Origin of the sequence: Aeromonas dhakensis, from assembly GCF_002285935.1 — a bacterium.
GTDB classification, from domain to species: domain Bacteria; phylum Pseudomonadota; class Gammaproteobacteria; order Enterobacterales; family Aeromonadaceae; genus Aeromonas; species Aeromonas dhakensis.
This window is the reverse complement of the sequence record NZ_CP023141.1, coordinates 1,370,562-1,395,942: the sequence shown is the minus strand read 5'-3', so window position 1 is coordinate 1,395,942 and position 25,381 is coordinate 1,370,562. Positions and strand designations below refer to the sequence as shown.

The window sequence follows — 25,381 nt, the reverse complement described above, 5'->3', positions numbered from 1 at the left end:
AACAATCCTTATAAAACAATGGATTGCATTCAAAATGAGGGGGCATGCTAGAAACTGGCGACAAGGCTGGCACCCCCCTATATGGGGCGTCTGAAAAATCGACGCTGGTGTTTGCGCACATCCATTTGAGTCGACAAAGCCAGCGCTGGCGGGGGCTGGGGAAGGGTTCGAATGATGCTTTTTTTCTGCGATAAAACGTCCGTGAAAGCGACCGGCATGACTCCCTTCACCCCATATGGGTTAAGCAGATTTGGCTGTACCGGGAGGCGGGCGGCGGCGTACCCTGATGGCATTGATCAGGTCAAGGATGTTGCATGAACGGTTTGCGGATAACGGCGCCAGCACTGGGCTGGCTGGCAATTTCATGGCTGGCGGCGCCACTCGCCGCCGCCCCTCTGACCCTGCAGGGCGGGACTCAAAGTTACAGCATCGATCCCGATACCCTGGCCATTGCGGTGAACCGGATCCCGGTCAGCGCGGGCCAGCCCGCCCGCCAGGTCGATCAGCTGCAGCAGGATGACCAGCAGGCCAGCTGGCGCTGGCCCGCCCAGGAGGCCAGGGTGGAGGTCAGGCTGGATGGCGACGACCTGCTGCTGACGCTTGCCAGCGACAGTCCCCGTCAGCTGACCTGGTACAGCCTGCCGAGAAACCAGACCCACCTCTCCCTCGCCATCGGCGAGGGCAGCCGCTTCTCCGTGCGCGACAGCGACTGGCTCGGCTATGTCGGCGACGAGCTGGCCGAGCTCAACACCCACTACGACCTCAAGCTGCCGCTCTGGAGCCAGGATGCGGGCAAGCAGACCTACAGCTGGATCCTGCAGAGCCCCTACGACAACCGGCTCAAGTTCAGTCGCCAGGGGGGCCGGCTGCAGCTGAGCGCCAGCCACGAGTTCAGCAGCTTCAACGCTCAGGCGCCCATGGTGGTGCGGCTGAGCGTGGGGGATGACTGGCTGGCCGGCGCCCGCCGCTACCGGGCGTGGTTGCAGAGCGAGGGGGCCTGGCAATCCCTGGCCGACAAGATTGCCCGCGTCCCGGCCGGCCGGCGACTGATCGGCGCCAGCCATGTCTACCTGTGGGGGGATGCCCTGCTCGATCGGCAGGACGTGAAAGCGTGGCCCGCTTTGCAGGCCAGGTTGCAGCAAAAGCCGGAGTGGCTGCAGATCTTCAACGCCGAGGAGCGGGAGGCGCTGGCCGCCGCCCATCCCGAGATCTGGCAGCAGAGCCTGATCATGGCCGGCCTCAACCGGCTGATTGCCAGCCAGCTGCCGCTGCCTGCCCAGCAGGGCCCGCAGGCCCAGAGCAAGGTGCTGGCCCTGCGCCAGCAGTGGGTCAAGGGTCAGCTGGGGGATCTGCTGGTGCCCCAGGAGCGCTGGGGCCAGGGGCTGTCACTGCCGGTGATCGAGGCGCTGCAGCAGGCGGGACTACGCAAGCTGTGGCTCGGCACCCCGCAGTGGACGGCGGCCCTGCAGCAGGGCTATGCCCTCACCGCCGCCCAGCGCCAGGGCTATCTGGTGGGCAGCTATGACTCCTACGACACCGCCATCGCGCCCGGCACCAACGACAGCTGGCTCACCGCCCAGCTGCCGCCGGAGATCGGCAAGCGCTGCGCCATCGTCGAGGCCAACGGCAAGCCCAAGCCGGGCTTTGGCGGCGAGGGGGTCTATCTCAACCCCGGCTGCACCCTGCCCTTTGCCAAGAGCCGCATGAGCGAGCTGGCCAAGGCCAGCGGCATCAACAGCCTGTTCCTCGACGTGGATGGCACCGCCATGGCCTCCAACGACTACAACCCGGCCCACCAGCAGGGCAGTCAGGCCATGGTCGCCGACCGCAACGCCCGCATGAGCTGGGTGGGGGAGCACCTCGGCATGGTGCTGGGCTCGGAGGATGGCAACGCCCTCACCAGCAAGCCGCTGCTGTTTGCCCACGGTATCCAGAGCTGGGGCTTTGGCTGGGAGGATGCCGCCATGCGCAAGCAGGCCAAGTCCCCCTACTACCTCGGCAAGTGGTGGCCGGACGAGGCGCCGCAGGTCTTCTTCCAGCCCGCCCGGCTCAAGCCGCGCTACCTGAAGACGGTGTTCAATCCGGCGGATCGGCTGCCCCTCTATCAGGCGGTGTTCCACGACTCCGTGCTCAACAGCCACCACTGGCTGCTGGACAACCTGAAATTCCCCGGCATCAAGGAGGAGCGCGCCCTGCTCGGCCTGCTCTACAACACCCCGCCGCTGGTCAACCTGAGCCGCAGCACGCTGGCCAATCGCCTGCCGGAGCTGACCCGGCTGAGCGAGCAGTTCGCCCCGCTGCACGAGGCGCTGTGGGACAAGGCGCTGGTGGGCTTTCGCTGGCGTGACGGGGTGGGCCGGGTGCAGGAGACCCGCTTCTCCGACGGCAGCCGGCTGGTGGCCAACTTCAGCCACAACTCCATCATGATCGACGGCCACAAGCTGGCGGGCCGGCAGCTGCTGGTGGCGCTCAAGGGCAAACCGGTCAGCGTGCTGAAGATCCAGGGCTAGACCCGGCGGGGTGACGGGGGATCAGAAAGGGGCTGCCCCGCCGGGCGAGACGGCAGGCTGCGCATGGAGGTTGAGCCAGCGCCGGCGCAGGGTCTCCAGCGAGCCATCCTGGCGCATCTGGTCGAGGGCCTGCTGCAGGGCCTGCACCTTGGCCGGCTCCGTCGCCAGGTTGAGGGCAAAGTAGTACTGCTCGCTGTCGTCATAGACGAACAGCGGGGTGAGCGCCTCGAAGCCGTGCCCCAGCTGGTGCATGTGGAAGGCCGCCCCCAGATCCAGCGCCGTCACCAGCTCCACCCGACCGCGCAGCAGCATGCGAAACTTGTCCTCCTCACTGTTGACGCTGACCGGCGCCAGCCCCTGGCGGATCAGCTGCTGGGCCGAGGCCGAGTTGCGTACCACGGCGATCCGGTAGTCGCTCGCCTCCTGCAGGCTGCGGGGCTGGATATCGGTGCGCGAGCTCAGCCGCCACACCCTGATGGTGCGCGGCCCGACCGGCCCCACCCACTGGAACTGGTGCTCCCGCTCCGGGGTGCGCGCCACCGAGAAGAGGATGCTGCCCGCCCGATAGCGGGCATTCTGATAGGCCCGCGCCCAGGGCAGCAGCTGGATGTCACCGCGCAGCGCCAGGCCGCTGCGCGCCAGCAGGGCGTGCAGCAGATCCACCGAGAAACCGCTCACCGGCTGGCCGGCCAGCTGGTAGTTGTAAGGGGGCATCTGCTCGGTCAGCGCCTGCAGTGCCCGGGCCGGCTGCGCCAGCGACCCCGTCAGCAGCAGCGTGGCCAGCAGCCACCTCCACCGCGCTCTTGTTCCCACCCTCGACTCCTTCCCATGAAAAACAGACCCCTGCCGCGGCAGGGGTCTGACATAACGCATGTTCACCGGCTTGCGCCTCAGTGACAGGTGGCCACCTCCTGGTAGTGGTGGCGGATCCAGCGTTCGAAGCCGGCCAGCATGGCTTCCTCTGAGTCGCTATTGTCGGCGATAAGCTGGTCGCCGTGAACTACCCGAATGCGGGCATCGAGCGGTGCCCCCTCGCCGGCCGGCGGACGCTGACGGGCCGCCGCCATGCAGGCCTCGGCCTGTTGCCACGCCTCGGCCACGCTCTGGTTGCACACCGCGGCCAGCGGGCCGGCGCTGAAGCCCTTGCCGGTCAGGCTGCGCAGGGTCTCGTCATGGGTCATGCCGTTGCCCGGCCCCCAGTAGTGGGCGGCCAGATCCGGCCCGATGCGCGGGTTGTCGGTGAGGTAGCCGTCGCGCTTCAGGAAATAGGCGCGGGTCTGCTCCACCGCCATCAGCGCCAGCAGGTAGCCGTGATAGGCACAGGCCGACTCCTGGTTGAGCAGGTGCGGGATGGCCAGCAGCGGACGCGGGCTCTCCACCCCCAGGATCTGGCGCTCCCAGCGGCGGGCCAGCGCCAGCACGGCGGCCGGGGTGCGTTCGGCCTCGTCCATGGCGTAGAGATCACGCTCGAAGTAGGCCACCAGCGCGATCTGGCGCTCGTTGAAGGCGCGAAACGGCTGGCGTGCCTCGATCATCGCCTTGATCAGCGCATCCGGGATCGGCTCCCCCGCCGCATTTCTGGCGTAGCGCTTGAGCCAGTCCGCGTCATCCAGCAGGCTGTCGCAGAACATCGACTGGGTCTCGGCGTAGGCCATGGAGGTGGGCGGGAACTCCTGGGAGAAGCAGGGGGCGTTGCCGGTGACATTGGCAAAGTGCGCCGCATGGCCACCCTCGTGGAACAGGGTGTTGAGCCCGCTCCAGCCGCTGCCCACCTGGGCCGGGTCGGCCAGGCTGGTGAAGTTGACCACCGCCGGCACCCACTCCCCCTCCTGCCAGAAGCTCGGCACCGGGCCGTGGCAGAAGCCGTTCTCGTATTTCCCCTCCCGGGTCAGCAGATCCAGAGTGAGGCTGGCGCCGCGGTACTGGATGCCGAGCCGGCGGAAACTCTCGACCCAATCCTGCAAAGCGCGGGAGAAGGGTACGTACGGGTCGAGCTGGCGAGTCACGTCGCCGCTCACGCTGTAACGCAGGTTGTGGGGCAGCAGGGCCGCCTCCCCCTTGGCCGCTTTCAGCTCGGCCAGGCTCTGGTGCAGCCGCTGCTCGGTGCCGGCGATGAAGTCGTCGAGGATGGCGAACAGCTGCGCCGGGCTCATCTGCTCGTTCTTGTGCACCTTGTAGTCGAAGTAGTCGCGATAACCCATGGCCCGGGCGAAGCGGTTGCGCAGCGCGACTATGGCCAGATAGCCGTTGTCGACCACCCAGTTTTCCAGGGTGTGGAACATGGCGAGCGCGCTCTGGCGCACCGCCTCGTTGCTACTGGCAGCCAGTGCCGTGCTGGCGGCGGGCAGACTGCCTGCCACCTCGCGACCCTGCTCGTCCAGCAAGGTCAGCTTCAGCTCCCGACGGCGGGCGAACAGCGCCGCCTCGGCGGCCACCAGCTCGTCCATCAGGGCGGCGGCGGCCGGCGCCTCGATGACGTTGCATTCGAAGAAGGCGATCCAGCCTGCCAGACCGCGCTTGAGCTCGGTCTCCTCGGCCATGGCATGCATCTCCCGCAGCACCGGCAGGCGCGCCGGGTCGGCGCAGAAGGCCTTGTAAGCCTGCTCGGCGGCGGTGAAACCGGCCTGATCGTCGCTGGTGCCCATGTAGGTGGACCAGAACAGATCCTCCTTGCGCCTGTGCACCTGCAGGTAGTCGGCGTTGAGCTGGTTGAGATAATTCCTGGCAATGGAACTCATAAATTCCCTCTTGTTATGGGGCAGCACGGGGTGCCCACTCCTTTATTGGTGAAATGCCGACTCATTCACATTTTCTGCAAATAATCCGGCAAATGGTGCGCCGGGATGCGCGCGAACACGCTACCAAAAGCGAGGGTTTCTGTCTGCTGGCTATACTGGTGTCAAACTTCTCAATTGGCGTGCTGTCGCGCCAAGCCTTTGAAAGTTAATTAAATGTTAAATGAAAAATAATCAGGGCCAGCCGACAGACTGGTCACCACCAGACCCGCATGGGAAAGTTAAGGAAGAGACTATGTTCAAGCTCGGTGATATTGCCGTGAGCCGCAAATTGATGCTGTTGCTCTCACTGGCGCTGGTCGGCTTCATCGCACTGCTGCTCATCTCCGCCAGTGCCCTGCAGCGCAATCTGATGAGTGAACGGGAAGCCAGGCTGCAGGCTGTGCTGGATCTGGCCATGAGCCGGATCCAGGCGCTGGCAGCCACCCTGCCCGCACCGCAGGCGCAGGCCGAGGCCAGGGCCATGCTCAACAGCATGCGCTTTGACGGTGACAACTACCTGTTCGTGCTGGACGAGAACCGCCGGATGCTGGTGCACCCCGTCCGACCCGAGCTGGTCGGCCAGCAGATGGGCGAGAGCGGATCCGCCACCGCCGGCGCGCATTGGCAGCGGATGGTGGATCTCGGCAGAGGGGGTCAGCAGGGTCGGCTGGAGTACCAGTGGGTCTCCCCCTCCGGCGAATCGGCCCAGAAACTGTCGCTGGTGGCCGGCTATCAGCCCTGGGGCTGGATCCTCGGCTCCGGCGTGCTGCTGCAGGACATCCAGGCCACCATCTGGTCCCAGTATCAGCTGATGGGGGGCGCCACCCTGCTGGTGACCCTGCTGATGGGGCTGCTGGGCTTTGCCATCAGCCGCTCCATCGTCAACCCGCTGGCCGAGATCAACCGGGCCATGCAGCAGGTGGCCGCCGGCGATCTGGTGGTGAGCATCCCGGTGCACGGCAAGGATGAGCTGGGGGCCGTCGCCAGCTGCACCAACCAGGGGCTCAGCGCCATCCGGCACGCCCTGCTGGAGGCAAGCCAGGGGGCCGGCAACGTGGCGGATGCCGCCCTGCGCATCGCCGCCTCCGCCGAGCAGACCAACCAGGCGGTCAACAGCCAGCGGGATCAGCTGGCCCAGCTCGCCACCGCCATGAACGAGATGAGCGCCACCATCGCCGACGTGGCCGGCCACGCCGAGAACACCGCCCGCGACACCCAGGACGCCACCAGCGAGGCCGGCCTCGGCAACCGGGACGTGCACGCCAGCGTGCACGGCATCCAGGCGCTGGCCAGCGAGGTGGAGCAGGCCACCTTGCAGGTCAACCAGCTCAAGGAGGGGGTGATGCAGATAAGCGAGGTGACGGCGGTCATCAGCGCCATCTCGGAGCAGACCAACCTGCTGGCCCTCAACGCCGCCATCGAGGCGGCCCGCGCCGGCGAACAGGGCCGCGGCTTTGCCGTGGTGGCCGACGAGGTTCGCCAGCTGGCGAGCCGCACCCGCCAGTCCACCGAGGAGATCCAGAGCACCATAGCTCAGCTGCAGCAGCGGGCGGTGAGTGCGGCCGACGCCATGGACGCCAGCCGCAAGCTGGCGGAGAGCAGCGTCGGCCAGTCGGAGAAGGCGGGCCAGGATCTCTCCCTCATCGTCAACCACATCCAGCACGTCAGCGACATGGCGACCCAGATCGCCACCGCGGCGGAACAGCAGAGCATGGTGGCGGAGGACATGAACCGCAACGTCAGCGGCATCAACGACTCGGCGCTGGAGATGTCCCAGTCCGCCTCCCAGCTGGCTCAGGAGAGCGAGCTGCTGGCCGGACTCTCCCGCAGCCTGGACGAGCGGCTGGCCCTGTTCAAACTGGGCTCGGCCAGCCACCAGCCGGCAACCCAGCCACGGATGCCGCAACCGCCGCGGCAGGAGGATCGCCCGCGCATCCGCCACTGATCCGTCCTGGCTTGTCGCAGCGCACGCCCCCGCCAGATCGGCTGGCGGGGGCGTTTTTCATTGCGAAAAAATGCCAAATATTTGCATCTTGTCGACCTGTTCGACGAACTTGATGCCGTGGCGCCGAGTTAATAGCCATTTAAAAACAGAAAGTTAAGTGTTTGCTCTACTCCGATGAGGTCAAGCTGTAAAGATTTACACTTAATTATTTAATCAAAAATAGTCATGATGAGTTGTCGCCAAACGCGACACCATGACCCTTTATGTAGTCATTTGGCAAACTGGTTGAAAGGCCAGGACGCAAAGCCTCCGGTCTAAAGACATGTCGTCCAGGATAGCGGGGTTGCCACACAGTGTTTCGGGGAACGCCCCTGCCAACTTGACTGCCCACATCTGTCGAACAGAGGAATGTATGGCAGCAAAAATCCAACTCAATCACGTCGCTGCAACGCTGGCCCTGCTGGTCAGTGGCAGCGTGCTCGCCCACGGCTACATCAGCCAGCCGGAATCGCGCAACTACCTGTGCAAGACCGGCGGCAACAGCCAGTGCGGCGCGGTGCAATGGGAACCCCAGAGCGTGGAAGGCCCCTCCGGCTTCCCGAATGGTGGCCCTGCCGACGGCCAGATCGCCTCGGCCGGCAGCGCCAGCTGGGGCGAGCTGAACGCCCAGACCAGCGACCGCTGGACCCGCCGCGAGGTACAGGCCGGCCCCTTCGCCATCAGCTGGACCTTCACCGCCAACCACGTCACCCGCAACTGGCGCTACTACCTCACCAAGCAGGACTGGAACCCGAACCAGCCGCTGACCCGCGCCTCCTTCGAGCTCACCCCCTTCTGCGTGGTGGACGGCAACATGACCCAGCCGCCCAAGCAGGTCACCCACCAGTGCAACCTGCCCGAGCGCACCGGCTATCAGGTAATCCTGGGGGTGTGGGAAGTGGGTGACACCAGCAACAGCTTCTATAACGTGATCGACGCCAACTTCAAGGGCGGCACCCAGCCACCGCTGGAATGGAGCCAGGGCGGCACCATCTATCCTTCCACCGAGCTGGCGGTCGGCGACAAAGCCAGAACCCTGGTGTTCGACGCCAACGGCGTACGCCCCGATCTGCAGACCGAGCTGACCATCGCCAGCCCGGAGCAGGGCCAGAAGAACAACTGGACCCACGCCCTGGCGAGCAAGATCAATGCAGAGCAGAGCCAGATCCGCGCCGGCCAGCAGAGCGGTGAAGGCCAGTTCAACCCCGTCTACGGCCAGAACCCGGTCTACTTCAAGGCCGGCAGCGCGCTGGAGCGGGTCGAGATCCAGCTCGAACAGCAGCAGCCACCGGTGAGCAACGGCGTCAGCGTGAGCGGCCTGGAGAGCGAATACCTGCTCGACGAGGGCAAGCTGACCCTCAACTTTACCGTGGCCGCCGAGGGCGATCTGACCGTGACCAACACCCTGTATGATCACGGTGGGGCCGCCAAGGGACAGACCAGCGCCGACATCAAGGACAGCAGCCACAGCTTCACCATGCCGCTCACCGGGCTCAGCGCCGGTCACCACCAGCTGGTGATCGAGGGCAAACCCAAGGCCGGTGGCGATGCGGTGCAGCAGACCCTGGACCTGATGCTCAAGGATCCGGCCGCCGGCGGTGACTACCAGTTCACCTTCCCGGACGGGCTCAAGTCCTACACCGACGGCACCAGAGTGCTGCAGCCCAAGAACGGCAAGATCTACCAGTGCAAGCCCTTCCCCTATCGCGGCTGGTGCAGCCAGTGGTCGGCCAGCGCCACCCAGTATGAACCCGGGGTCGGTAGCAATTGGCAGGATGCCTGGATCCTGGTCAACTGACCCGCAGGCACAGCATGACGCCATCAACAAAACGGGGAGCCACTGGCTCCCCGTTTTCTCTGGTGTTCTCTGGTGTGACAGCTCAGATCTGGAAGTCGATGGCGGGCTCGCCGCCCATGGCGCGGGCCTGAATGTCCGCCAGCGCCAGCTCAGGGTTGCAGAGCTGGATGAACTGCCAGGCGAAGTTGTGCTGGAACTGCCCCTGCTTAAGGCCGATCCAGGCGGTGTGGGGCGCAAACAACCGGCTGCCGTCCAGCTGCACCAGCCCCTTGTCGCGCTGGGTGTCGAACGCCATGTCCGCCAGTATGCCCACCCCCATCTCCAGCTCGACATAGGTCTTGATAACGTCGGAGTCCTGCGCGGTCAGCAGGATCTGCGGGGCGATACCGGCCTCGGCAAACGCCTCGTCCACCCGCGCCCGCCCGGTCAGCCCGGCCTGATAGGTGATGATGGGCCACTGGGCCAGCGCCGCCAGGGTCAGCTCCTGCTCGGCACTGAGCGGATGCTGCTCCGGCACCACTATGTTGTGGTGCCAGCGGTAGTAGGGAAACGCCACCACCCCTTCGCTCTTGTCGAGCTGCTCGCTGCTGATGCCGATGTCCACCTCGCCGGTCTGCACCAGCCGCACTATCTCCTCCGGACCGCCCTGGCGCAGCTCCAGCTGCACCAGCGGGAACTGCTCGCGAAACGCCTTCACCACCCGCGGCAGGGCGTAGCGGGCCTGGGTGTGGGTGGTCGCCACCAACAGCCGGCCCGAGTCGCGGTTGGCGAAGGTGCTGGCCAGCTTGCGGATGTTCTCGGCATCCCCGAGGATGCGCTCGGCGATCACCAGCAGCTCCTTGCCCGGCTCTGTCATGCCGAGCAGCCGCTTGCCGTAGCGGATGAACAACTCGATCCCCAGCTCCTCTTCCAGCTCGCGGATATGGCGGCTGACCCCAGACTGGGAGGTAAACAGGGCATTGGCCACCTCGGTCAGGTTGTAATCCCGCCGTGCCGCCTCCCGAATGATTCGCAACTGCTGAAAATTCACGTCATCGCCTCCTGCGCTGACCGGCCGGTCGGGGCCCTCCCCGCCGCCTTGTTGTTATCTTGTCTGGCTGCCCGAGCCTGAACTCTGGCCGCCATACTGACCCTGTTGCATCCCAGGCGGGCAGACTCCGCCCTGGTCACGCTGCTTGCCTGCGCGGCCCCCCAGGGGCCTGCCACTTAAATCTGGTAATCCGGGTAGAGCTGAGCCTGTCTGGCCACCAGCCGCACCCCCTGGCCCGGGTGGAAGGCGCGGGCCGCCTCCTTGCTCAGCTCGGCCTCGAAGTGTGCACCGTTTGTATCCCCATTGCCACGCAGTTCCACCCGGATGCGCGGCCCCATGGGCAACAGGCGGGTGATGGTGGCGCTGATGCCGCCCGGCGCATCCGCCGGCACTATCTCCAGCTCGTGGGGACGCACATAGGCTACAGCCGCGCTGCCTTCCGCCAGCTGGGAGCTGATGGGTCCACCCAACAGCTGCTCGCCGATGCCGAGCCCCTGCCCGGCCACCCGCCCACGAAACAGATTCACGCTGCCGAGGAAGCTGTGCACGAAGGAGCTGGCGGGCTGGTCGTAGACCTCGGCCGGGGTGCCGATCTGCTCGACCTTGCCGGCATTCATCAGCACCACCCGGTCCGCCACCTCCAGCGCCTCCTCCTGATCGTGAGTGACGAACAGGCTGGTGACGTGCAGCTCGTCGTGCAGCTCGCGCAGCCAGCGGCGCAGCTCCTTGCGCACCTGGGCGTCGAGGGCGCCGAAGGGCTCGTCCAACAACAGCACCTTGGGCTGCACCGCCAGCGCGCGGGCCAGCGCGACCCGCTGGCGCTGACCGCCGGAGAGCTGGGTCGGGTAGCGCGCGGCCACATGGCTGAGCTGCACCAGATCCAGCAGCTCCTTGACCCGGGCGCGGATCGCCGCTTCGGCCGGTCGCTCGCGGCGCGGCTTGACCCTAAGGCCAAACGCCACGTTCTCGAACACCGTCATGTGGCGAAACAGGGCGTAGTGCTGGAACACGAAGCCGACGTTGCGCTCGCGCACGTGCAGATCCGAGGCATCCTCGCCGCGGATGATGACGTGACCAGAGTCGGCCTGCTCCAGCCCGGCGATGATCCGCAGCAAAGTGGTCTTGCCGCAGCCGGAGGGGCCGAGCAGCGCCACCAGCTCACCGTCGTGAAAGTCGAGGTTGATGTCGGCCAGCGCCGCGTACTGGTTGAAATGCTTGTTGAGTCCTTGTACCTGAATGCTCATGGCAGCCTCTTGAATTCGGTGATCAGTGAGAGTGAACGGGCTGGGCACGCAGCCGGGCCAGCAGGGTTTCCCCCAGCAAGGTGAAGATCCCGAACAGGGCCAACAGGCTGGCCACCGCGAAGGCGGCGCCGGTCTGGTACTCGTTGTAGAGGATCTCGATGTGCAGCGGCAGGGTGTTGGTCTGGCCGCGAATGTGGCCGGAGACCACAGACACGGCGCCGAACTCCCCCACCGCCCGGGCGGTACAGAGCAGCAGGCCGTACATCAGGCTCCAGCGGATGCCGGGCAGGGTGACCCGCCAGAACATCTGCAGGCCGCTCGCCCCCAGCATGATGGCGGCCTCCTCCTCTTCCGGGCCGCGCGCCTCCATCTGGGGCAGCAGCTCGCGCACCACGAAGGGCACAGTGATGAAGGTGGTGGCCAGGATGATGCCGGGGGTGGCGAAGATCACCTTGATGTCGTGCTCGCTCAGCCAGTCACCGAACCAGCCGCGGCTGCCGAACATCAGCACGAACATCAGCCCCGCGATCACCGGCGACACGGAGAACGGCAGATCGATGAGGGTGATGAGCAACTGCCGGCCCGGGAAGCGGAAGCGGGCGATGGCCCAGGCCGCGGCGACCCCGAACAGCAGGTTGAGGGGTACCGAACAGAGGGTCACCAGGGCGGTGAGGCCGAGGGCGCTGAGGGCGTCCGGCTCGCTGATGGCGTGCCAGAAGAAGGCCAAACCAGGGCTCAGCGCCTGGATAAAGACGGTGGCTAGCGGCAGCAGCAGCAGGGCGGCAAACCAGCCGAGACCGACCGTGATCAGCAGCCACTTGACCCAGACCGGCTCGCGGATGACGGGGGGCTGGCGCACCGAGGTGGTCGGCACCGCCTCGCCCGTGGCCAGCGCCAGGCTTGCGTTGGATGCGTTCATATCCGGCTCCCTCCGATACGGGCCCAACTCCAGGCCTGCAACTTGTTGATAAGCAGTAACAAAATGAAAGAGATCAGCAGCATGACCACGGCGATGGCAGAGGCGCCTGCGTAGTCGTACTCCTCTAGGTGGCTCATGATCATCAGCGGCGCGATCTCCGACACCATCGGCAGGTTGCCGGCGATGAAGATGACGGAGCCGTACTCCCCCACCGCCCGTGCGAAGGCCAGGGCAAAGCCGGTCAGCAGGGCCGGCACCAGGGTCGGCCACAGCACCCGGATGAAGGTCTGCCAGCGATCGGCGCCCAGGCTGGCGGCGGCCTCCTCCTGCTCGGTTTCGGCTTCCCGCAGCACCGGCTGCAGGGTGCGCACCACGAAGGGCAGCCCGATGAAGGTGAGAGCGATCACCACGCCGATGGGGTTGTAGGCGAGCTCGATGCCAAACGGGGCGACCCACTGCCCGATCCAGCCGTTGGGGGCGAAGATGGCGCACAGGGCGATGCCGGAGACGGCGGTGGGCATGGCGAACGGCAGATCGATCAGGGCATCCACCAGTCGACGACCGGGGAAGGTATAACGCACCAGCACCCAGGCCAGGATCAGGCCGAACAGGGCGTTGAGCAGTGCCGCCACCAAGGCGGCCCCGAAGCTCAGACGAAAGGAGGCGAGCACCCGCGGCGAACCTATCACCAGCCAGAACTCGGCCAGGGTCAGATTGTTCACCGCAAACAGCACCAGCGCCGAGAGCGGTAGCAGCACCAGCACGCCCAGATAGAGCAGGCTGAAGCCGAGGGTCGGGCCAAAGCCCGGCAGCACGGAGTAAGAACCAAATCGCATAACGCATCCGTTTGTTATGAAAAACATTAGATACAGCGATTCTGCGCACTCCTGTCAGGGGCAACAAACACCAATAACGCCTTTGCTAAGCACTTTTTTATCTAACAACGACATACAAGGCTTTTAGAGCCACAAAATGAAAAAAAGGTCTTTTATATAAATAAAAGACCTAAAAATGGAGCGTCGTGCAATGTACCAAGCTATCCAAATCAGACTGTGGTGGTGTCGAGTGCCTGCCCTCCTTCTCTGTTCCAAATCAGTGTGTTCAACGCTCGCCGCTTAGCGAAAACTCAAGGCCGCCCGCCGCTCCCACACCGCCGGCGTCGGCGCCACCACCATCTCGGCCCGCCGATAGAGGGTGCCGAGCAAGTTGAGCCCCTGGTGCCAGTCGCCGTGGCCGGACTGGGCATTGAGGTGGCCCACCTCGCCTGCATCAAACAGCGGCACCTGCCACTGCCGGCTCCAGTATTCGGCCCGCTCGAAGCTCATCCAGGGATCGTTGCGGCTGGCCACCAGCTGGGCCGACACCTTGAGCGAGCCTGCCAGCAGCTCGTCTGGCAAGCCGAAGCGGGCCGGATCCGCCGGCGCCACGATAAACAGCGAGGCCACCTTGTCAGGCTGCCGGCGCGCCGCCGTGATGGCTGCCAGCGCGCCGAAGGAGTGGGCCACCAGGTGAGCCCGCCCGCGCCGGCTTTTGAGCTTGCTCGCCAGCTTGGCGCTCCAGACCGTGAGGTCGGGCCGATCCCACGGCAGCCCCACCATCCGCTGCCAGTGGGGGAATTGTTGGTGCCAGCGGCTCTGCCAGTGATCCGGCCCGCTGTTGTGCAGACCGGGAACCAGGAGGATCTTGTTCATCTTGGTGCTCCTATCAGCTGGCACAGGGGCCAGTTCAGTTGACGATGGCCGGCCGCTCAGCGACCCGGCTGGTAGATCTGGTCAAACAGGGCGCCCTGGGCGAAGTGCTTCTTCTGCGCCTTGTCCCAGTCCCCTTCCAGATCCTTGACGGTGAACAGGGTCAGCTGCGGGAACTGGGCTGCGGTCTCCTTCAGGATCGCCGGGTTGCTGGGGCGGTAGTGATATTTGGCGACGATGCGCTGCCCCTCGTCGGAGTAGAGATAGTCGAGGTAAGCCTTGGCCACCGCCTCGGTGCCGTGCTTCCTGGCCACCTTGTCCACCACCGCCACCGGCGGCTCGGCCAGGATGGAGACCGACGGCACCACCAGCTCGAACTTGTCGCTGTTGCCGGGCTGACCCAGCACCAGCAAGGCTTCGTTCTCCCAGGCCAGCAGCACGTCGCCGAGGCCACGCTCGATGAAGCTGGTGGTGGCGCCACGGGCACCGGAGTCCAGCACCTTCACGTTCTTGTAGAGATCGCCGACGAACTGCTTGGCCCCCTCCTCGCTGCCGCTCTTCTTCAGGGCATAGCCCCAGGCAGCCAGGTAGTTCCAGCGCGCCCCGCCGGAAGTTTTGGGGTTGGGGGTGACGATGGCCACGTCCTTGCGCACCAGATCATCCCAGTCCTTGATCTGCTTGGGATTGTCCTTGCGTACCAGGAACACGATGGTGGAGGTGTAGGGCGCCGCATTGGTGGCCAGCCGGCTCTGCCAGTCGGCGGCAATCAGCCCCTGCTTGGCCACGGCATCGACGTCGTAGGCCAGCGCCAGCGACACCACGTCCGCCTCCAGCCCGTCCACCACGGCGCGCGCCTGCTTGCCGGAGCCGCCATGGGACTGGCTGACCACCACGTCGTCGCCGGTCTTCGCCTTCCACTCCTTGGCGAAGGCGCCGTTGTACTCCTGGAACAGTTCGCGGGTCGGATCGTAGGAGACGTTGAGCAGGCGGATCTCGGCGGCATTGGCCTGACCGAGGGCCAGCAGGGAGAGCAGGGTCAGGGCGGTCATTCGCAGTTTCATGGGGATACTCCATATCTCGTTGGGTTGAGTTCAGCATGCCGCGGGCTTGTTATGCCGAGAACCAAGAAATAACGCTTTGCTTATCTCATTTGCTCATATCAGGAGGCCGCGGGCGCCATTCGCGCACTCTGTGAGCCAGGCCGCGCTGGCCCGGTGCAGGCTGTGCCATCATGGAAACAAGGCAGGCAGATGACGAACAGGAAGTCGTTATGTGGATCAATGCAGAACCCGTCAATGGTGCCCTGGTGTCGCTGGCCATCGGCCTCATCATAGGGCTGGAGCGGGGCTGGCAGGTGCGCCAGCTGGGGGACAACCAACGCATCGCCGGGATGCGGACCTACGGCCTCATCGGCCTGCTCGGCGGGGTCTGCGCCCTGCTGCTGCCCACCCTGGGCCCCTGGCTGCCGCTGCTCGGCCTGCTGGCGGTGGTGATTGGTTGCGGCCTCTCGGTCTGGCTGGCCCAGCGCTGGCAGGGGGAGTTCGGCCTCACCAGCTCGGTGGCCATGCTGCTCACCTATCTGCTGGGGCTGATGTCGGTGCTGCTGAGCCCGAGCGAGGCGGTGGCCTGCGCCGTGCTGGCGGCGCTGCTGATGGGGCTCAAGGGCAAGATCCAGCAGGGGATGCTGTTTCTGAGCGAGACCGAATTTCACGCCACCCTGCGCTTTTTGCTCATCTCTCTGGTGCTGCTGCCGGTGCTGCCCAACGAGGAGATGGGCCCGCTCGATGCCTTCAACCCCTTCAAGATCTGGCTGATGGTGGTGGTGATCGCCGGCATCTCGTTTTGCGGCCACTTCGCGGTACGCCTGCTCGGCACCCGCGCCGGGCTAGTGCTCACCAGCATGCTGGCCGGGCTCGCCTCCTCCACCGCCCTCACCCTGCAGTTTGCCCGTCTCAACAAGGAGCAGGGGGGGCTGGAGCGGCTGCTGGCCACCGGCATCCTGCTGGCGGGAGCCACCATGTGGCTGCGACTGCTGGTGCTGGTGCTGCTCATCCACAACGAGCTGGCGATGCGCCTGGCGGCGCCCCTGCTGCTGCTGGCGGCCACCGTCTACGGCTTCGCCTTCTGGTTCTGGCGCCAACGCGAGGAGCTGACCGACGGCCCGGTGCAGCCCCAGACCAGCAACCCGCTCGATCTCGCCACCGCCATCAAGTTCGGCCTGCTGCTGGCGCTGATCGGCTTCATGGCCACCCTGTTGCAGAACAAGGTGGGCAACTCCGGGGTCTACCTGCTGTCGCTGGTCTCCGGCATCACCGACGTGGACGCCATCACCTTGTCGCTCTCCCAGCTCTCCCACAAGGAGCTGGCGCTGGAGGTGGCGGCCCGTGGCATCCTGCTGGCCGGGCTGGTCAACTCGCTGGTGAAGGGGCTGCTGGCCCTGGGGATCGGCGGCCGCCGGCTGGGGCTGCGGGTGCTGTTGCCCTACTTCGTCTCGGCCCTGCTGATCCTGCCGCTGATCTGGCCCGGCGCCTGATCTTGCAGCAAGTGACAGCCTGACGCCGCCAAAGTGCTCGCGTATACTGGCTCCTCTTGGCACATGAGAGGAGCGGTAGCATGGCAAGCGATTGGGACAAGGTACTGGCGGGCGGTGCCCTGGACAGCCAGAGCGAGGAGATAGCGAACGACCGGATCCGCGGTCAGGCGCTGCTGGCACAACTCAACGCCTCCCCGGCCGGTGACCAAGCCCTGCGCCAGCGCCTGTGCGGTGAGCTGTTCGGCCACTGCCCCGACTCCTGCTGGATCAGCACTCCCTTCACCTGCGAATTCGGCCGCAACATCCACATCGGCGAGAAGACCTTCTTCAACTTCAACATCACCATTCTCGACGTGGGCGAAGTGCACATCGGCAGCCATGTGCTGCTGGCCCCCAACGTGCAGATCTACACCGCCACCCACACCATGGACTATCTGGAGCGACGCAACTGGACCGCCTACAACAAGCCGGTGCGGATCGGCGATGACTGCTGGATTGGCGGCGGCGCCATCATCTGCCCCGGCGTCACCATAGGGCCGCGCTCCATCATAGGGGCCGGCGCCGTGGTCACCCGCGACATTCCGGCCGACTCGGTGGCGGTGGGCAACCCGGCGCGCGTGATCCGCAGCCTGAGCCCGGACGCCCCCCGCGGCTGGGAGCTGGCCCTGTGATCTGGCTCGCCCTGCTCCCCCTGCTGTGGACGGCCTGGCTCGGTCTGGCCGACGCCAACTGGTGGCCGCTCGCCATCATCACCGCCATGAGCCTGCTGACGATGCTGGCCTACGCCCACGACAAGCGCCAGGCGGTGCGCGGCGGCTGGCGCATCCCCGAGTCCCGTCTCCATCTGCTCGAGCTGTTCGGTGGCTGGCCAGGTGCCCTGCTGGCCCGCCACTGGCTGCGCCACAAGACCCAGAAGGGAAGCTATCGCAGGGTATTCTGGTTCATCGTGCTGCTGCACCTGACCCTGTGGGGGCTCTGGCTCGGCCGTCCGCTCTGGCAGACGGTCTGACGCGGGCAAAACGGCCCCTCGACATTCCCGTCCACCCCCTTGCCGGCCATTGCAGCCGGCAATCGGGTATGAGACAACAGATGGCAACAAGGCTGTTTTCTCGTTTATTCATCGGCAAGGAGTCATTCATGACCATGTGGACCGGTATCGTGCTGATCGTCTTCATCAGCGCACTGTTCGGCTTTCTCAGCAAGCGGGCCCGCTACCAGTTGGGGGATGCCCGCATCACCGATCGTCTCGGCAAACAGGACATGCTCATCAACGAACTGCAGGAGCGCATCGCCAATCTGGAGGCCATCGTCATCGAGGAGGAGAAGCGCCGCCCGTTCAAGGAGCTCTGATCCGGCAAGCCGGGCGGCAAACCGCCAGCCCCCGGGCTGCAAGGGTTTGCCGCCGCCCTCTCTCGCACTCGCCCGCCCTCTGCCTGGCAAAAACTAAATTCACAGCAGGATCAGTCCCCTGCCACTCTAAGACTAAATTTTCGCCAAATTGGCCCGTTCCCTGCTCCGTCATGACATCAGTAGTACGGAGAGTGACATCATGATCGCCATCGGCACCCTGCTTCCCCTCGCCTCCCTCGCCCTCAAGCTCGGCAGCAAGCTGCTTGGGGACAGCACGCCACCGGCCCAGACCGAGCCCCCCGTGCAGGAAGAGCGGCTCGCCCCCACGGTGCAGAGCCTGTTCCAGCGGCTCGGCGTCAAGGAGGCAAACAGCGAGCAGAACCGCCCCGCCATCAACCACTTCATGGGGGCGCTGATGCAGACCCTGGGCCAAGAGTACTCGGGCCAGTCGCTGCCCCAGGCCATCGACGCCGCCCGCACCCAGCTGGCCGACGGCACCCAGAGCACCCGCCTCGACGCGCTGCAGGGCGAGCTCGACACTCTCAAGGGCTCCCTTGGCAACAGCGACCTCAGCCTCGATCAGCTGCTCTTCGCCTTCAAGCAGACCCTGCCCAATGGCAAGGGGGAAGGCGTCGGCAAGCTGCTCAATGCCAGCGCGTGAGTTAAAAATGGCTATTAAAAATGCGATAATTCCAGCGGGTAGTTTTAGTTATCAAACCAAATGTAGTAATGCTGAGTAGGGGCGCTGATATGACTGTTAACCGAAGCTGTGTAGAGATAAGGGAATATAAGGCTGGTGATGAAACTCGATTATTTAGTGTTTTTTTATCGGCAGTGCATGATATAGCATCGCGTGACTATACCGCTGAACAGATTCAAGCATGGGCTCCTGATGATATATCTCCAACACTGTGGGCTAACCACATAAGAACTCTGCGGCCTTTTGTAGCCGAAATTGATGGTGACATTGCCGGGTATGCAGATATTCAGCCAAATGGTTATATTGATCATTTCTTTGTGACTGGACATTACGCTAGGCAGGGTGTGGGAACCAAGTTGATGACGCGCATTCATGAAAGCGCCAAGGAGCAAGGTATTTTAGAATTAACGGCTGATGTAAGCAAAACCGCTGAACCTTTTTTTTCATATCATGGTTTTCAGGTGGAAGAACGGCGATTTCCTGTTCGTCGTGGCGTGACATTGCAAAATGCATTGATGCGGAAAAAACTATTACCAACAGACTAGCTTGGTGAAACTGAAAAGTATCATAAAAATGAATTATCCAATCTAATCTCTCCATTACTTATCCTGAATCGCATACGTTATTTACCATAAAAATGGCAACCATTGGTTGCCATTTTTTGTTCAATGTCAGGTAACGATAATAGTGGCTTAACCCGCCCGCTTGGCCAGCCAGGCTTCGGCGGCGACCAGTGCGCTTTCGATCTGCTCGCGGGCGACGCCGCCTTTGGCAACCCGTTTGGCGAGGGTCGCTTCCAGCTCCAGATTGGGGTAGACATCGAACTCGATCACCGGGCTGAAACGCTGGAACTCGCCGATGGTCAGCTCCTCCAGCGGCTTCTTCACCTGGATCGCGTAGACCACGGTCTCGCCGACGATATGGTGCGCCTCGCGGAACGGAATGCCCTTGGCCACCAGATAGTCCGCCAGCTCGGTGGCGTTGGCGTAGCCGCCCTGCGCCGCCGCCATGGTGCGCTCGCCATTGACCTTCAGATCGATCAACACCAGCGCCGCCATGTCGAGGCAGTCGTGCCAGGTGTCGAGGGCATCGAACAGCCCCTCTTTGTCTTCCTGCATGTCCTTGTTGTAGGCCAGCGGCAGCGCCTTCAGGCTCATCAGCATGCCCAGCTGGGCACCGACCACCCGGCCGGTCTTGCCACGAATAAGTTCCAGCGCATCCGGGTTCTTCTTCTGCGGCATCAGCGACGAGCCAGAGGTGACCGCATCGGAGAGCTCGACAAAGCCCGCCTCGCCGGTGTTGTAGAAGATAAGGTCTTCGGCAAAGCGCGACAGGTGGGTCATGGACAGCGACGCCACGTGCATAAGCTCCACCACGTGATCCCGATCGGAGACCGAATCCAGACTGTTGCGGGTGGCGCCGGCAAAACCCATGTCGAGCGCCAAGGCTTCTCGGTCGATGGCGTAGGCGGTGCCTGCCAGCGCGCCGCAGCCGAGCGGGCTGGTGTCGAGGCGCTTGAGGGCATCCTGCAGCCGGGAGTAATCCCGCTCCAGCATCTCCACATAGGCCAGCGCCCAGTGGGCGTAGGTGACCGGCTGGGCCCGCTGCAGATGGGTGTAGCCCGGCAGCACGGCGGCCTGATTGGCGCGGGCGGAGGCCACCAGCCCCTGTTGCAGGGCGGTGATGGAGCCGAGCAGCAGCTCACCCTGCGCCTTGCACCAGAGTTTGAGGTCGGTGGCGACCTGATCATTGCGCGAGCGGCCGGTGTGCAGCTTCTTGCCAAGATCGCCGACGGCGGCGATAAGCTGGCTCTCGACCCAGGAGTGGATATCTTCAGCGTCCGATCTCAGGATCTGCTGGGGATCCTGCTGCACAGAGGCGAGCAGTACTTCCATCGCCTGCTGCAGCTTGCCCTGTTCACCCTCGGTTAACACGCCCACCTTCACCAGCGCTTTGGCCCAGGCCATGGAGCCCTGAATATCCTGCTCCGCCAGCCGGTAATCGAACCGCAGCGAATCGTTGAACTGCTTGAACCGGCTATCGGCTCCCTGACTGAAGCGTCCACCCCAAAGTGCCATACTGCTCTCCTTGAATGCGAAAAACTCTCCTACCAGAAGAGCCCAAAATTCTTCCAATTAAAAAATTCAATGCAGCAAACTAGCATGAGCCTGCTCAGACATATGTTGCCACTACTGACATTTTGCCGCTTCCAATGCCTGCAATTGTGTCAGACGATCATTTGCCTTCTGCCGTGCTTCGCTCTTTGCCATGCCATTACCGATACCAAAGTCACCTAATGCACCAAGCACTGTCTTGCCATCAAATTCTCCAGTACGTTCGATCTCAGCTTGAACACTATGTGTTTTGGCAATCTCAATCTTGATCGCCTGACAGTCAAATGCAGCTGATTCCTCGGCACTAACCAAAGGAGCCTGGGGGTATTGTTTGGTGGCACACGCAGCGAGAAAAAACGTTGAAAATACAGCCATCCATAGCTTCGAATTCATAGATCTTCATCCTGTGATTAGTCAGCCAATCAGGTACCTTACTGATTGGCTGACAACAAATATCAACCGTGGGTGTGATCACCACCGATGGCCTGATGCTGCTCCTTCATGGCGCGGATCCGGCTGGCCAGGGTGTAGAGACGGATAAAGCCTTCGGCATGGCTCTGGTCGTACACTTCGTCGGAACCGAAGGTGGCGAAGTCTTCGGAGTAGAGGCTGTTCGGCGACTTCTTCTGCACCGCGGTGACCTGACCCTTGTACATCTTCAGCACCACTTCACCGTCGAGATCTTCGGCGATGGCGTTGGCGGAGGCGACAATGGCCTTGCACAGCGGGGTGAACCAGCGACCGTCATAGACCAGGTGGGAGAACTCGGCACCCAGCTTTTCCCGCCAGGCGCGGGTCGGGCGATCCAAGACCAGCTCTTCTACCGCGCGCAGCGCAGCGACCATCACGGTACCGCCCGGGGTCTCGTAGCAGCCGCGGGACTTCATGCCCACCATCCGGTTTTCGGTGATGTCGATACGGCCCACGCCGTGCTTGCCAGCACGCTCGTTCAGGGTCATCAGGATCTGGTGCGGGCTGAGCGGCTGGTCGTCAACGGCCACCACTTCACCCTGGGCCACGGTCAGCTTGACGTACTCCGGCTGATCCGGTGCCTGTTCGGCGGAAACGGTCCACTGCCAGACCGCTTCGGACGGCTCGTTCCAGGTGCTCTCCAGCTCGCCACCCTCGGTGGAGATGTGCCAGGCGTTGGCATCGCGACTGTAGATCTTCTTCAGGGTCGCCTTGCAGGGGATCTGACGGGCTTCCAGGTAGGCCAGCAGATCTTCCCGGGAGCGCATGTCCCACAGACGCCAGGGGGCGATCACTTTCAGCTGGGGCGCCAGTGCGGCGACCGCACCCTCGAAACGCACCTGGTCGTTGCCCTTGCCGGTGCAACCGTGGGAGATGGCGTCGGCCCCTTCCGCCAGCGCGGCTTCGACCATCGCCTTGGCGATCACCGGACGGGCCATGGAGGTACCCAGCAGGTAGGTGCCCTCATAGACGGCGCCGGTCTTCAGGGTCGGGTAGACGTACTCTTTGACGAACTCTTCCCGCAGATCCTTGACGATGCACTTGGTGGCGCCGGAGGCGATGGCTTTTTGCTCGATCCCTTCCAGATCGTCACGCTCCTGACCCACGTCGGCGACGAAGGCGATGATCTCCGCGTCATAGTTTTCCTTCAGCCAGGGAATGATGGCCGAGGTATCCAGTCCGCCCGAGTAAGCCAGTACGATCTTGTTGATTCCGCTCATTTACTTCTCTCCATGATGATTCGATAAAAGGGTGTGATTTGGGGTCGGTTGCCGTTATTTGTGCCCCTGACCATGTCCAAGCAAGGTCAGCAGTACGGCGTTCTGGATATGCATCCGGTTTTCAGCCTCGTCCATGATGAGGGAGCCAGGCCCGTCCATGACCTGAGAGGTGATCTCCAGCTCCCGGTGCGCCGGCTGGCAGTGCAGCACGTGCTGGATGCCGGTGCGGTCGAGCAGGGCCTGGTTGATCTGATAAGGCATAAAGATATCTTTTACCTGCTCCATTGGCGTGTTGTCACCCATGGAGACCCAGGTATCCGTGTAGGCCACGTCAAACCCTTCGATGGCCGCCACGTCGTCGCTGATGTGGATGGTCGCACCGGACTGGGCCGCCAGCGCCTGAGCCTGCAGGAAGATCTGGGTATCCGGGCCGTGGCCTTTCGGGCAGACCAGGGTCACGTCGGTGCCCAGAGTCGCCCCCAGCAGCAGCAATGAGTGGCTGACGTTGTTGCCATCGCCGAGATAGGCCAGCTTCACCTTGGACAGATCCCCGTAGTGCTCGCTGATGGTCATGAAGTCCGCCAGCCCCTGACAGGGGTGGTAGAGGTTGCACAGGCTGTTCACCACCGGCACAGTGCCGTGCTCCGCCAGCTCGACCAGGGTCTGGTGATCGAACACCCGGGCGACGATGGCGTCGCACCAGCGCGACAGGTTGGCGGCGAAATCCTTCACCGATTCGCGCTTGCCGAGCGCGCCGTTCTGCTGATCCAGATAGACGCTGTGGCCGCCCAGTTTGGCGATGCCGATGTCGAAGGTGACCCGGGTGCGCAGGGAGGGTTTCTCGAACAGGGTCACCACGCTCTTGCCCGCCAGTGCCTGGCCGTACTTTTTCGGATCGGCCTTGACTGATTTGCCCAGGGCGATCAGCACCTCGATCTGGGCCTTGCTCAAGTCGCTGTCTTTCAGAAGATGTTGCATCGGATGTTCCTTGTTCCGGTGGAGATCAGAGAGAGACCTGGGTGCCAACCGCACCGCCAGCCAGCAGCTTGAGCAGCTGATCCGGGTAGCGCCAGCTGGCGACACAGACCGGTTTGCCCAGGGTCTCGGCGGCATGCAGGGCGGCTTTCACCTTGACCGCCATGCCGTCGCTGATCACCCCCTTCTCCATCAGATCCAGCGCAGTCACTTTGTCGAGCTGGGGCACCAGCTTGCCCTTGCCATCCAGGATGCCGCTCACGTCGGAGAGCATCACCAGATCGGCGCCGAGCGCCTCGGCAATGGCGGTGGCCGCCTGATCCGCGTTGACGTTCATCAGCTGCCCGTCGGCGGTGATGCCGATGGAGCTCACCACCGGCAGGAAGCCCTGAGCGAGGATCCCTGCTACCAGCGCCGGGTTGCCCGGCTGGCAGTCACCGACCGCGCCGAGTGCCGGGTCGAGCTGGGTCACCTGGCACAGACCGCCGTCCGCCAGACAGAGCCCCACCGCCGGAATGCCGGTGGCGATGGCCTTGGCCATCATCTGCTTGTTGGCGGTACCGGCCAGCGCGCCGGCAATGAACGGGATCTGCTCGAACGGGGTTACCCGCAGACCGTTCTTCTTGGTGGAGGTGAGACCCAGCCCCTTGAGCAAGTCATCCACCAGGCAGCCACCGCCGTGCACCAGCACCAGGGGTCTGTGCTGCTCGTCCAGAAAGCTTTTGAGGGTGGCGAACAGGGCGGTCAGCGCCTCGTCGTTCTCGATCAGTGCGCCGCCCAGCTTGATTACCAGAGTCTGCTTGTTCATCGTTGCGATCCTTCCTTGAGTCCTTAAATCAGGCCGGTGGCCGGTTCAAATCCGAATTTGATATTTATGCACTGCATGGCCTGGGAGGCGGCGCCCTTGAGCAGGTTGTCGATGGCGGATACCACCACCAGCATGTTGCCCTGCTGTTGCCAGGCGAGGTCGCAGTAAGGGGTGCCCGCGACACCGCGGATGGAGGGCATCTGACCGGTCAGACGCACCAGCGGCTTGCCCTCGTAGGCCTTGAGGTAGGCCTGATCCACCTGGGTCGGCGTCACGCCGTCCGCCAACTGCACATAAATGGTGGCCAGGATGCCGCGCACGTAGTTGCCAAGGTGAGGCTGGAACAGCACCTCCTTGCCCAGGTGGTGGCTGATCTCCGGCTGGTGCCTGTGATTGAAGGTGCCGTAGGGGTTGAGGCTCACTTCGCAGAAGCTGGTGTTGATGGCCGCCTTGCGACCGGCACCGGAGACCCCGGAGATGGCGTTGATGATGGGCTGCCACCCCTTGGCGATGAGACCGGCCAGCTGCAGCGGCTTGAGGGCGCAGAGGGAGGCGGTCGGGTAGCAACCTGGCACGGCAATCAGCTGGGCCGCCTTGACCGCTTCGGCATTCCACTCGGCCAGGCCGTAGGCGGCCTGATCCAGCCACTGCTCGCTCTCATGGGTGAAGCCGTAGTAGGAGGCGTAGAACTGCTGATCCCTGACCCGGAAGGCACCGGAGAGATCGAACACCGGCAGCCCCTTGGCGAGAAACTTGGGTGCAAGTTCGGCACTCACCTCATGGGCGGTGGCCAGCAGCACCAGGTCGGCCTGGGTCAGGATCCGGGTCATGCCATCTTCGTCCAGCGGCAGCAGCGGCTGATCCAGCGCGCCAACCCACTGGGGATGCAGAGCAGAGAAACGCTTGTGGGCGTCCTGGCTGCCGGCGGAAACATAGAGGCCGAACAGCTTGAGTTGTGGATGGTTCTGGACCAGGGCGGCCAGCTCGGCTCCCGCGTAGCCACTGGCACCGACGATAACGGTGTTAAGCATGTTGAGTATTCCAAGTCAGAGTTCGAGATTCACAGCATGGTGCTGCGGTGCACAAGGGGGTTCGATGCCCCATGCACAAGTGCGGAGGGGCAATTCAGGCGGGTGTGTGTCGTCGGTTATAGATCAGGTGACAGAACATTAACTTTCCCTTACAACTAGAAGCCTTGTCGATGAGCCACGTATTCAGGCAAACTCACAGAATATTCATGCACTCACTTTGCATTTGTAT

The 25,381-nt window shown here is 63.8% G+C and carries 23 protein-coding genes and 1 riboswitch; of the genes, 9 read left to right on the top strand and 14 right to left on the bottom strand.

What is annotated here, in order from left to right; genetic code table 11:
• Positions 1-314: 314 nt before the first annotated feature.
• On the top strand, positions 315-2,510 hold the full coding sequence (locus CK627_RS06875; RefSeq protein WP_095591976.1) for a glycoside hydrolase: 2,196 nt from the start codon (positions 315-317) through the stop codon (positions 2,508-2,510).
• A gap of 21 nt (positions 2,511-2,531) precedes the next feature.
• Here the strand turns inward: CK627_RS06875 and CK627_RS06870 are convergent, their stop codons facing one another.
• Both CK627_RS06870 and CK627_RS06865 read right to left on the bottom strand, forming a co-directional pair.
• On the bottom strand, positions 2,532-3,323 hold the full coding sequence (locus CK627_RS06870; RefSeq protein ID WP_095591975.1) for a substrate-binding periplasmic protein: 792 nt from the start codon (positions 3,321-3,323) through the stop codon (positions 2,532-2,534).
• A gap of 77 nt (positions 3,324-3,400) precedes the next feature.
• Positions 3,401-5,248: a M3 family metallopeptidase gene (locus CK627_RS06865; protein ID WP_095591974.1), complete on the bottom strand. Its 1,848-nt coding sequence runs from the start codon at positions 5,246-5,248 to the stop codon at positions 3,401-3,403.
• Positions 5,249-5,540: 292 nt separating this feature from the next.
• On the opposite strand from CK627_RS06865, the gene CK627_RS06860 reads away from it, so the two are divergent.
• Positions 5,541-7,232 carry a methyl-accepting chemotaxis protein gene (locus CK627_RS06860; RefSeq protein WP_017784626.1) on the top strand — a complete coding sequence of 564 codons (1,692 nt, stop codon included), beginning with the start codon at positions 5,541-5,543 and terminating at the stop codon, positions 7,230-7,232.
• A gap of 265 nt (positions 7,233-7,497) precedes the next feature.
• Positions 7,498-7,583: riboswitch (cyclic di-GMP riboswitch) on the top strand.
• Positions 7,584-7,644: 61 nt separating this feature from the next.
• Positions 7,645-9,069, top strand: a complete 1,425-nt coding sequence (gene gbpA / locus CK627_RS06855; RefSeq protein WP_095591973.1) for an N-acetylglucosamine-binding protein GbpA — start codon at positions 7,645-7,647, stop codon at positions 9,067-9,069.
• Positions 9,070-9,151: 82 nt separating this feature from the next.
• Here the strand turns inward: gbpA and cbl are convergent, their stop codons facing one another.
• From cbl to CK627_RS06825, 6 genes are all read right to left on the bottom strand, one after another.
• Positions 9,152-10,099 (bottom strand): HTH-type transcriptional regulator Cbl, encoded by a 948-nt coding sequence (cbl, locus tag CK627_RS06850; RefSeq protein ID WP_005308577.1) that lies wholly within the window; start codon positions 10,097-10,099, stop codon positions 9,152-9,154.
• A 176-nt stretch (positions 10,100-10,275) separates the two neighbouring features.
• Positions 10,276-11,343: a sulfate/molybdate ABC transporter ATP-binding protein gene (locus tag CK627_RS06845; RefSeq protein ID WP_010635192.1), complete on the bottom strand. Its 1,068-nt coding sequence runs from the start codon at positions 11,341-11,343 to the stop codon at positions 10,276-10,278.
• A 22-nt stretch (positions 11,344-11,365) separates the two neighbouring features.
• A complete protein-coding gene (cysW, locus tag CK627_RS06840) occupies positions 11,366-12,262 on the bottom strand; it encodes a sulfate ABC transporter permease subunit CysW (protein WP_019840852.1) in 897 nt (298 codons plus the stop codon).
• Positions 12,259-13,098, bottom strand: a complete 840-nt coding sequence (cysT, locus tag CK627_RS06835; protein ID WP_174704173.1) for a sulfate ABC transporter permease subunit CysT — start codon at positions 13,096-13,098, stop codon at positions 12,259-12,261. Before cysT ends, cysW begins: the two co-directional genes overlap by 4 nt.
• 279 nt (positions 13,099-13,377) lie before the next feature.
• Positions 13,378-13,953, bottom strand: coding sequence for an RBBP9/YdeN family alpha/beta hydrolase (locus CK627_RS06830; RefSeq protein ID WP_005308568.1), 576 nt, complete (start codon positions 13,951-13,953; stop codon positions 13,378-13,380).
• 56 nt (positions 13,954-14,009) lie between these two features.
• A complete protein-coding gene (locus CK627_RS06825; RefSeq protein ID WP_095591971.1) occupies positions 14,010-15,011 on the bottom strand; it encodes a sulfate ABC transporter substrate-binding protein in 1,002 nt (333 codons plus the stop codon).
• A gap of 209 nt (positions 15,012-15,220) precedes the next feature.
• On the opposite strand from CK627_RS06825, the gene CK627_RS06820 reads away from it, so the two are divergent.
• From CK627_RS06820 to CK627_RS06795, 6 genes are all read left to right on the top strand, one after another.
• Entirely contained in the window at positions 15,221-16,483 is a 1,263-nt protein-coding gene (locus CK627_RS06820; RefSeq protein ID WP_005308564.1) for an MgtC/SapB family protein, read from the top strand.
• Positions 16,484-16,563: 80 nt separating this feature from the next.
• Entirely contained in the window at positions 16,564-17,154 is a 591-nt protein-coding gene (locus CK627_RS06815; protein WP_010635198.1) for a sugar O-acetyltransferase, read from the top strand.
• Entirely contained in the window at positions 17,151-17,492 is a 342-nt protein-coding gene (locus tag CK627_RS06810) for a DUF1294 domain-containing protein (protein ID WP_043169348.1), read from the top strand. Before CK627_RS06815 ends, CK627_RS06810 begins: the two co-directional genes overlap by 4 nt.
• Positions 17,493-17,620: 128 nt before the next feature.
• Positions 17,621-17,833: a hypothetical protein gene (locus tag CK627_RS06805; protein WP_005308557.1), complete on the top strand. Its 213-nt coding sequence runs from the start codon at positions 17,621-17,623 to the stop codon at positions 17,831-17,833.
• 199 nt (positions 17,834-18,032) lie between these two features.
• Positions 18,033-18,494, top strand: coding sequence for a hypothetical protein (locus CK627_RS06800; RefSeq protein ID WP_095591970.1), 462 nt, complete (start codon positions 18,033-18,035; stop codon positions 18,492-18,494).
• Positions 18,495-18,583: 89 nt separating this feature from the next.
• A complete protein-coding gene (locus CK627_RS06795; protein WP_095593467.1) occupies positions 18,584-19,078 on the top strand; it encodes a GNAT family N-acetyltransferase in 495 nt (164 codons plus the stop codon).
• Positions 19,079-19,225: 147 nt separating this feature from the next.
• Here the strand turns inward: CK627_RS06795 and argH are convergent, their stop codons facing one another.
• From argH to argC, 6 genes are all read right to left on the bottom strand, one after another.
• The gene (gene argH / locus CK627_RS06790) at positions 19,226-20,611 is read right to left on the bottom strand and encodes an argininosuccinate lyase (protein ID WP_095591969.1); all 1,386 of its coding nucleotides are present in this window, start codon (positions 20,609-20,611) and stop codon (positions 19,226-19,228) included.
• A 111-nt stretch (positions 20,612-20,722) separates the two neighbouring features.
• Positions 20,723-21,040 (bottom strand): hypothetical protein, encoded by a 318-nt coding sequence (locus tag CK627_RS06785; protein WP_005308543.1) that lies wholly within the window; start codon positions 21,038-21,040, stop codon positions 20,723-20,725.
• A 62-nt stretch (positions 21,041-21,102) separates the two neighbouring features.
• Positions 21,103-22,338 carry an argininosuccinate synthase gene (locus tag CK627_RS06780; RefSeq protein ID WP_095591968.1) on the bottom strand — a complete coding sequence of 412 codons (1,236 nt, stop codon included), beginning with the start codon at positions 22,336-22,338 and terminating at the stop codon, positions 21,103-21,105.
• A 54-nt stretch (positions 22,339-22,392) separates the two neighbouring features.
• Entirely contained in the window at positions 22,393-23,316 is a 924-nt protein-coding gene (locus CK627_RS06775) for an ornithine carbamoyltransferase (RefSeq protein WP_167385296.1), read from the bottom strand.
• A 25-nt stretch (positions 23,317-23,341) separates the two neighbouring features.
• On the bottom strand, positions 23,342-24,121 hold the full coding sequence (gene argB / locus CK627_RS06770; protein ID WP_005308537.1) for an acetylglutamate kinase: 780 nt from the start codon (positions 24,119-24,121) through the stop codon (positions 23,342-23,344).
• 23 nt (positions 24,122-24,144) lie between these two features.
• Positions 24,145-25,152 (bottom strand): N-acetyl-gamma-glutamyl-phosphate reductase, encoded by a 1,008-nt coding sequence (argC, locus tag CK627_RS06765; RefSeq protein WP_095591966.1) that lies wholly within the window; start codon positions 25,150-25,152, stop codon positions 24,145-24,147.
• Positions 25,153-25,381 lie beyond the last annotated feature (229 nt).

Bases quoted from the DNA above. Each gene is read 5' to 3' on its own strand.
- CK627_RS06865 (WP_095591974.1), bottom strand. From the start codon at position 5,248: ATGAGTTCCATTGCCAGGAATTATCTCAACCAGCTCAACGCCGACTAC.
- argB (WP_005308537.1), bottom strand. From the start codon at position 24,121: ATGAACAAGCAGACTCTGGTAATCAAGCTGGGCGGCGCACTGATCGAG.
- argC (WP_095591966.1), bottom strand. From the start codon at position 25,152: ATGCTTAACACCGTTATCGTCGGTGCCAGTGGCTACGCGGGAGCCGAG.
- CK627_RS06860 (WP_017784626.1), top strand. From the start codon at position 5,541: ATGTTCAAGCTCGGTGATATTGCCGTGAGCCGCAAATTGATGCTGTTG.
- CK627_RS06775 (WP_167385296.1), bottom strand. From the start codon at position 23,316: ATGCAACATCTTCTGAAAGACAGCGACTTGAGCAAGGCCCAGATCGAG.
- CK627_RS06875 (WP_095591976.1), top strand. From the start codon at position 315: ATGAACGGTTTGCGGATAACGGCGCCAGCACTGGGCTGGCTGGCAATT.
- CK627_RS06815 (WP_010635198.1), top strand. From the start codon at position 16,564: ATGGCAAGCGATTGGGACAAGGTACTGGCGGGCGGTGCCCTGGACAGC.
- gbpA (WP_095591973.1), top strand. From the start codon at position 7,645: ATGGCAGCAAAAATCCAACTCAATCACGTCGCTGCAACGCTGGCCCTG.
- CK627_RS06845 (WP_010635192.1), bottom strand. From the start codon at position 11,343: ATGAGCATTCAGGTACAAGGACTCAACAAGCATTTCAACCAGTACGCG.
- cysW (WP_019840852.1), bottom strand. From the start codon at position 12,262: ATGAACGCATCCAACGCAAGCCTGGCGCTGGCCACGGGCGAGGCGGTG.
- CK627_RS06795 (WP_095593467.1), top strand. From the start codon at position 18,584: ATGACTGTTAACCGAAGCTGTGTAGAGATAAGGGAATATAAGGCTGGT.
- CK627_RS06800 (WP_095591970.1), top strand. From the start codon at position 18,033: ATGATCGCCATCGGCACCCTGCTTCCCCTCGCCTCCCTCGCCCTCAAG.
- CK627_RS06825 (WP_095591971.1), bottom strand. From the start codon at position 15,011: ATGAAACTGCGAATGACCGCCCTGACCCTGCTCTCCCTGCTGGCCCTC.
- cysT (WP_174704173.1), bottom strand. From the start codon at position 13,098: ATGCGATTTGGTTCTTACTCCGTGCTGCCGGGCTTTGGCCCGACCCTC.
- CK627_RS06780 (WP_095591968.1), bottom strand. From the start codon at position 22,338: ATGAGCGGAATCAACAAGATCGTACTGGCTTACTCGGGCGGACTGGAT.
- CK627_RS06830 (WP_005308568.1), bottom strand. From the start codon at position 13,953: ATGAACAAGATCCTCCTGGTTCCCGGTCTGCACAACAGCGGGCCGGAT.
- CK627_RS06820 (WP_005308564.1), top strand. From the start codon at position 15,221: ATGTGGATCAATGCAGAACCCGTCAATGGTGCCCTGGTGTCGCTGGCC.
- CK627_RS06785 (WP_005308543.1), bottom strand. From the start codon at position 21,040: ATGAATTCGAAGCTATGGATGGCTGTATTTTCAACGTTTTTTCTCGCT.
- argH (WP_095591969.1), bottom strand. From the start codon at position 20,611: ATGGCACTTTGGGGTGGACGCTTCAGTCAGGGAGCCGATAGCCGGTTC.
- CK627_RS06805 (WP_005308557.1), top strand. From the start codon at position 17,621: ATGACCATGTGGACCGGTATCGTGCTGATCGTCTTCATCAGCGCACTG.